The organism is Oscillibacter sp. UBA6647, from assembly GCA_002455655.1.
Lineage (GTDB): Bacteria > Bacillota > Clostridia > Oscillospirales > Oscillospiraceae > Oscillibacter.
The window spans coordinates 1-5,399 of sequence record DKLF01000127.1; the positions used below are offsets into that span (position 1 = coordinate 1).

A 5,399-nucleotide genomic window follows, 5' to 3' on the forward strand; every position below is an offset into this window, starting at 1 on the left:
GGCTTCAGAAAGTTATCCTCCTGCGCAAATCCCGTCCCTGCCGACTCATTCTGCGGGCCGCGTCCCGGTCTGGAACGTTTATGATCCCCCGCAGACCCGGACGCTTCATCTTCCCCGACAGACCCCCGGCGAAATTCATCCTCCCGCACCGGCTCTGTCCGGCGGCGGGCTTCCTCTGTCAGGCGCTTGCCCGGCCCGCGCTGGATGGCAAAGCTGGCGTTTTCTCGGGTGTCCGTGGCCTTTAGGAAAGCCAGCAATCCCCATGCCGACAGCATGGCAGACCCGCCGTTGGACACGAAAGGCAGCGTCACCCCCGTCAGGGGCAGCAGGTCCACAGAACCAAACACGTTCAGGCAGGTCTGAAACACCATCAGCGACCCGGCGGCGCAGGCAGCGATGACATAAAAGCTGGACCGGCCCACCCGGCACGCCCGCACGGCAAAGACCGCCAGCGTCACGATGGAGGCAATGGCCAGCACCGCCACAATCAGCCCCCACTCTTCACACAGCATGCCGAATACCAAATCCGTGTCCCCCGCCGGAATTTTGTAAAGCCAGCCTCTTCCGGCCCCCATGCCTACAAGGCCGCCGCTGGCGGCGGCGGACATGGTGCGGGTCTGCTGATAGGCCGCGCCCACCGACGCGTTTTGCCAAGCGTGGCCCCAAGTGGCAAACCGGCTGAGGATATACGGCTTGAACTGCACAATCAGTCCCGCGCCGAACACCGCCCCGCCGCAAATCAGCCCCAGCGTGGCAAAGTCGCCGGAGCGGAGATAGGCAATCACCAAAAACGTGACGAAAAAGACGGCGGCGGTTCCAAAATCGCTCATCAGTCCCAGACAACCGATGCAGACCCCGGTTAGGACGATGAACAGCGTCAGGTTTCGCCTACGGAACAGGCGCTCCAGCGTGGCGGACCCGGCAAAAATGTAAAATATTTTCGCAATTTCCGAGGGCTGAATAGAGAATGGCCCCAGAATAATCCAGTTTTTCGCGCCAAACACCCGGCTGCCCAGCACCAGCGTCACGCCCAAAAGGCCCATGGCCACCGCTGCGGAAATCCACCGAAGCTTCTGCACCCGGCTCAAGTCCCGCAATGCAAGCCCCAGCGCCAGAAACAGCCCCAGACCCAGCACAACGGCGATAAACTGCTTGAGCAGCGACCCCGGCGCGGAGGACGCGGTGACGGAAAGGGACAGGGTGGACAGGAAAAACGCGATGGTCTCCATCTCAAAGCCCACGCATTTCGTGGCCCGCAGGGCGATGTAGTAAATCCACATCACCACTGTCAGCCCCAGAAAGCTCAGGGGCAGGGCCACCGTGGCCTTCTCTCCCGCCGCGACAATCAACTGAAGACACGCCAAAACCTGAAACACCGTCAGCCACAGAAACGAGGGCCACACGGCGGCGGGCCGCTCCGCCTGCCGCCGCCGCTCCGTCTCCTCCCGCTCGCCCACGGTCTGGGGCAGGAAGAGCAGGGGCACGCCGCCAAGGCCCACGGTGTCCCCCACCCGCACAGGGGCGGAATCGGTCACCACCTCGCCATTCAGCTGCGTGCCGCCCTTAGAGCTGAGGTCATACAGCGTCCAGTCCCCCGCCTCGTCCCGGCACAATGCCGCGTGCTGGCGGGAGATGCTGGGATAGTTTAAAATCACGTCCGCCGTTTTGCTCCGGCCCAAAATGTTTTCCCAATGCGTCAGGGGAAGCGCCGTGCCGTTGGGCAGGCTCAGTTGGGCCCATGTTTCCGGTGTGTGGGGGATACGCAAAAGCCCCCGGATGGCCCGGGATAAAATCAGCACCGCCAGCACAGGGAACAAAAACCGAACCACGGCGGAAAACCACGCGCCCGCCATGGGCACGGCGGCAAGCGCCGCCGTCACAGCATCCAGTATGGATTGCAGGCCGGCCATCTCACCGCCTCCTTTCTACTCCCCTAAGGGCATCATTTGCTGCTTTTGCAGACCTCGCAGCCTTTCCGGTTTCTTTCAGTCCTGCTTTTCCCGGGTCGACTTTTTTCGCATACTTGGCACGTCCGTCCGGCCCAGAAGATAATCCACGGACACATTGAAATAATCCGCAAGAAGCACCAGCGTCTCCAGCTTCGGCTCGCTGGTGTTCGTCTCATAGCTCTGATAGCCCCGCATGGACAGGCCCAGCATCTCCGCCATCTCCCGCTGATAAATCCTGCGCCCCTCTCTCAGGTCCTTTAGCCGCGTTGCAAGAATTTTCATGCTTCACCTCTTGACATACAAGTATTATGTATGTTAATATTCAAACATCTAGTAAACAGAGGATGATATTTATGAATGATATTATGCGCTGCATCTATGATTGCGCCCTGAATACCCGCTTCACGGCCCGTCTTTGCACCGACGAATACCGTGACTTGGACCTCCCCCTCCAACGGGGACTGGACAAGCTTGACCAAACCCTCGCCGAGCCTCAGCGCGCCGCGCTCCGGGTCTATCTCGAAACGCTGGAGCAGCAGCGCACGCTGGAGCTGGAGGCCATGTTCCAAACAGGCTTTTCCGTCTGCCGCGTCATGCTTGGCGCAGGTTAGCCGCGCAGCTCCATCAGCTTTTGCTTCAGTTCTCCCTCGATGCGGCCAAGCTCCACCTCGGCGGCCCTGCGCCTTGCCGCGCTCTCCCGCTGAACGGTCATCACCTCGTCCAGCGTAGAAATCAACTGCTGATTGGTGTGCTGAAGGGTCTCGATGTCCACAATGGACCGCTCCGCCTCTTTGGCGGCGGCCACGGTGCCCATTTTCAGCATATCCGCGTTCTTCTTCAAAAGCTGATTGGTGGTGTCGGTCACGGCGGACTGGGCTGCGGTGGCCTGACGGGAGTGCTCCAGCCCCAGGGACAGCACCATCTGGGACTTCCACAAGGGGATGGTATTCACCAGAGAAGACTGGATCTTCTCCACCATCAGCGTATCGTTGTTTTGCAAAAGGCGGGTCTGCGGCCCCATCTGCACGGAAATCATGCGGGTCAGCTCCAAATCGTGGAGCTTCTTTTCAAACCGCTCGCACATCTGCACCCGGTCGTTGTACGTCTGCGCGTCCTCCTGCGTGCCGGTGGCCTCCGCTTTTTTGCGCAGCGCCTCCAGCTCTCCGGCCCGATAGCCGGCAAGCTTTTTCTTCCCCGCCAGAATGTACATGGTGAGCTCCTTGTAATATTTCAGGTTCAGCTCATACATCTGGTCCAGCATAGCCACGTCCTTCAGCAGGACAATCTGATGCTGCTCCAGCTCCCGGGCGATGCGCTCCACATTCGTCTCCACCTTGGAATATTGAGCCTTCATCGTCTCCATTTTGTTCCCGGCCTTTTTAAACACGCCGAACAGGCCCTTTTTCTCCTCTTCCTCGCCAAAGCCCCGCAGCTCGGCCACCAGCGAGGAAAGGGACTTGCCCACGTCGCCCAGATCCTTGGTTTTCACGGAACTCAGCGCGTTTTCGGAAAAGCCCGCCACGTTTTTCTGCGCCGCCGCGCCATACTGCAAAATCATATTGGAATCCGTCAGGTCGATTTTTTTGGAGAATTCCTCCACAGCCTTCTTCTCCTGTTCGTTTAAAAGGCTTTCGTCCAGCCGGACGGGCTCCGCCTCCGGCTTGGGCGCGGGAGCGGCGGGAGCGACAGGTGCGGAAGCAGCCCCGCTCTCTATGGTCAGCTCCGGAACGGCCTGCACCGCAGCCGTGGTCGATTCCAGCGTCAGCTCGGGCATTTTTCCAATCTCATCAGCCATGTTTTCTTCCTCCAAGTGTTTATTTGCCGCTTTGCGGCTCTCGCGGCCGGGGCCTGTCCTCCCGCCCATGCAATGTAAGGACAGGAACCTTGCTGCGGGCTTATAAAAGCCCCTCCGTCCAGCCCCGGCCCTGAATCTTCAATCGGTTTATTATACTCCCGTCCAAACGCCTCGGTCAAGAGAAAGCCCCCTGAAACGCGCCGTTTCAGGGGGTGTTTACAATTCATTCACGACGCAAGCCCGTATACGCCCGCCGCCGCGTCCCAAAACAAGGGCAGTCTGGGCGGGCGATAGGTCCACAGCACAAACAACAGCGCCAGCGCCCACAGCGCCGCAAGGCCTGCCGCCTGCTGCCAGCCGGAGGTAAATCGCCCTGTTCTTCCAAGGCGCCAATCCAGCAAAAATACCGCCGCCGCCGAAACCAGAAACACGGCGATATCTGCCCACAGCGTATGGAATCCCACAATTCCGCTGTACGTGTAATACAGCACAGGAATCAGTGCCGTCCCAATCCAGAGGGAAACGCCCCGCACCGCCAGAAAGTTTCGGGAGTCCCGCAGCCAGACCTCTGCCATGGAGAGAAGGAAGGCCGGAAAAAACAGCAGCTTCATGTGCTCCCAAACCGATTCGTTCACGGAGCAAAACGCCGCCGCAATGCGGTTTCCCCCCGTCCAGCCCCAGAGAAAATGCAGCGCCGCCCCCGCCGCCACGGTAAAAAGAAAGTCCCCCAGCGCCAAGTACCACTGCCGCCGCCGCGCCGCAACGCCCATATCTCCGCCTCCATTCCAAATCCGCATTTGAAAACAGTGTGCGCAAAGGCGGCAAAACTATGCGCTCAGGCGGGATATTTTGGAACCAGAACCACGGGCACGGCTGTTTCCCCGCCCTCCTTGGCAAGGTACGTAAAGGAGCTTCCCGGAAGACGCTGCACGGCCTCTTGAGGCCACAGCGCCAAAAAGTCCTCCACGCCGGAAACCTTTTCAAGTCCGAAAGGCGCGTGGCGGTAATGCATGGGGATCACTATCCGGGGCCACAGAGTATCGCACACGGCCTTTGCCCCGGCTGCGTCCACGGTGAAGGTCCCGCCCACGGGGACCAGCAGCACGTCGCACCTGCCGATGGCCTCCGCCTGCTTTTCCGAGAGCAGATGGCCCAAATCTCCCAGATGGCAGACCCGAACGTCTCCTGCCGAAAAGACGCGGATGGTGTTTTCTCCCCGGAGGGCCCCCTCCTCCCCGTCGTGAAATGCGGGGACCTCCTCCACGGAAAAGGGACTCTCCCGCCCCGGCAGCAACTTTACTCCATCCGTGTAGCTGTGGTCAAAATGTCCGTGGCTGCAATAAACCCCATGGGCCTCCAGTTCCAGTGCCGGATAACCGGGAACGCCGGTATAGGGATCGACGACGATACGATAGCCGTCCTGCTCCAAAAGGAAGCAGGCGTGGCCCAGCCATGTGGCGGTCATAAAAATCCCTCCTGTTTCGTTTGCGGACCTGTCCCCGCAGACGCGCCGCGCCGCGGGTCAGATGCGGGGAACTGATGTAAATATCCGCTTTTGGAACATTATACAGGATTTATTCCGGTTTGTCATCCTGTGTTTCCGGCGCAGGCGCTTCCTTTTTGGGCTGCGTCTTCCGCTTGCGACGCACCAAAAG

Annotated in this window: 6 protein-coding genes; 1 reads left to right on the top strand and 5 read right to left on the bottom strand. The window is 59.9% G+C overall.

The window, feature by feature from the left end:
• Together B2W96_RS09380 and B2W96_RS09385 are read right to left on the bottom strand one after the other, a co-directional pair.
• On the bottom strand, positions 1–1,910 hold a 1,910-nt coding region (locus B2W96_RS09380; RefSeq protein ID WP_293010027.1), incomplete at its 3' end, for an FtsW/RodA/SpoVE family cell cycle protein.
• A gap of 75 nt (positions 1,911–1,985) precedes the next feature.
• Positions 1,986–2,231, bottom strand: a complete 246-nt coding sequence (locus tag B2W96_RS09385) for a helix-turn-helix domain-containing protein (protein ID WP_293010028.1) — start codon at positions 2,229–2,231, stop codon at positions 1,986–1,988.
• Between the two features lie 71 nt (positions 2,232–2,302).
• On the opposite strand from B2W96_RS09385, the gene B2W96_RS09390 reads away from it, so the two are divergent.
• The gene (locus B2W96_RS09390) at positions 2,303–2,560 is read left to right on the top strand and encodes a hypothetical protein (RefSeq protein WP_293010029.1); all 258 of its coding nucleotides are present in this window, start codon (positions 2,303–2,305) and stop codon (positions 2,558–2,560) included.
• Here the strand turns inward: B2W96_RS09390 and B2W96_RS09395 are convergent.
• The 3 genes from B2W96_RS09395 to B2W96_RS09405 all read right to left on the bottom strand — a co-directional run bounded on the left by B2W96_RS09395 (position 2,557) and on the right by B2W96_RS09405 (position 5,209).
• On the bottom strand, positions 2,557–3,744 hold the full coding sequence (locus B2W96_RS09395) for a toxic anion resistance protein (RefSeq protein WP_293010030.1): 1,188 nt from the start codon (positions 3,742–3,744) through the stop codon (positions 2,557–2,559). The genes B2W96_RS09390 and B2W96_RS09395 overlap by 4 nt on opposite strands.
• Positions 3,745–3,971: 227 nt before the next feature.
• Positions 3,972–4,514: a DUF6512 family protein gene (locus B2W96_RS09400; RefSeq protein ID WP_293010031.1), complete on the bottom strand. Its 543-nt coding sequence runs from the start codon at positions 4,512–4,514 to the stop codon at positions 3,972–3,974.
• Between the two features lie 65 nt (positions 4,515–4,579).
• Positions 4,580–5,209 (bottom strand): MBL fold metallo-hydrolase, encoded by a 630-nt coding sequence (locus tag B2W96_RS09405; RefSeq protein WP_293010032.1) that lies wholly within the window; start codon positions 5,207–5,209, stop codon positions 4,580–4,582.
• Between the last annotated feature and the right edge of the window lie 190 nt (positions 5,210–5,399).

What these genes read in the sequence shown, in the direction of transcription:
- B2W96_RS09405 (WP_293010032.1), bottom strand. Translation starts at nt 5,209, where the DNA reads ATGACCGCCACATGGCTGGGCCACGCCTGCTTCCTTTTGGAGCAGGAC.
- B2W96_RS09390 (WP_293010029.1), top strand. Translation starts at nt 2,303, where the DNA reads ATGAATGATATTATGCGCTGCATCTATGATTGCGCCCTGAATACCCGC.
- B2W96_RS09395 (WP_293010030.1), bottom strand. Translation starts at nt 3,744, where the DNA reads ATGGCTGATGAGATTGGAAAAATGCCCGAGCTGACGCTGGAATCGACC.
- B2W96_RS09385 (WP_293010028.1), bottom strand. Translation starts at nt 2,231, where the DNA reads ATGAAAATTCTTGCAACGCGGCTAAAGGACCTGAGAGAGGGGCGCAGG.
- B2W96_RS09400 (WP_293010031.1), bottom strand. Translation starts at nt 4,514, where the DNA reads ATGGGCGTTGCGGCGCGGCGGCGGCAGTGGTACTTGGCGCTGGGGGAC.